The following is a 1,056-nucleotide window of genomic DNA, read 5'->3' on the forward strand; positions in this document are numbered from 1 at the left end:
AAGCAATTAAACTAGAGGTAATTGTTAATAATAAAATGTATATAATATTCTTCAAGGCAATTAATTGGTGCTAACGTGTTTATATATGGTTTGTTGCGTGGTTTAAGTACATAATTTAGTAAATAATTACCAACCAAGAAAGTCCGCGAGGACTTTCGTAAGTAGGCAAAAAGCCAGCAATAAATTATATATGGTGTTGCCACACGTAATTATTCAGTTTTTTCTTTTTCCAAATATTCAAAACTTTGTTCAAAATATTTTTTTACAGATTGTTTCATAAATTTTGAATAATCTGTTTTTTCATTTCTTTCTTTAGATAACCAAGCCATTGAATAAGCAATTATTTGTTCAGGCAAATAACCTTGATTGCTCGATTGCCAACCAAAACCTCCATTTGTCGAAAATTGAGAAAACTTAAACCTTGAATTTCCAATAAAAATTCCAAAACCGTAAGTAATAGCGGTTAAATCTGTTAAAAATTCGTCATTCTCCTCAATTCGATTTTCTCCTAATAATATTTGATGCGATAATTCGTGAGAAATTGTTGCAATTAAAGAAATAGGATCTTTCAACTGTTGTGTTTCAATTGAAATTATTGTCTCATTTTCTTTCATTTCATAAGTTCCAGAAGCACTTTCCCATTTTCCATTTATGTCAGCAGGTGTTGTTAGTATTCCTCCATTTTCAGACTCTACAATACCATCTGTAAAAAAATCAAGTTTAATCTCACAATTTTCAATTCTCATTAGTTCCATTGTTCGTTTGAGAATAAATTCAGCGTCTTTTTCAGTTCCGTCAAAAGTTCTTTCGTAGAATTCTTTTGTTGGTGTAATTGTTCTAATTTCTTGAAAATGTTCTTCTCCAAATTCAGTTCTTAACCAATTCAAATCTTCGTTAATCCAAATTCTATCCTCTTCTGTAATTGGCAATTTCTTTTTTCTATTCCAGAACATTTTCGGTTCAGTTTTTTATGTGTGGCAACGTACGGGTTGTATGGTTAGTTACGTTAATTAAAGATACTATTTTCCTGATAATTACTAAAAAAAAATCGCGAAA

General features: G+C 29.8%; 1 protein-coding gene. It reads right to left on the reverse strand.

Going from position 1 to position 1,056, the window contains the following annotated elements; genetic code table 11:
- Positions 1 to 209: 209 nt before the first annotated feature.
- Entirely contained in the window at positions 210 to 953 is a 744-nt protein-coding gene (locus ACW9UN_RS17250) for a hypothetical protein (protein ID WP_459487616.1), read from the reverse strand.
- Positions 954 to 1,056 lie beyond the last annotated feature (103 nt).

The sequence above is a fragment of the Polaribacter litoreus genome, from assembly GCF_054584775.1.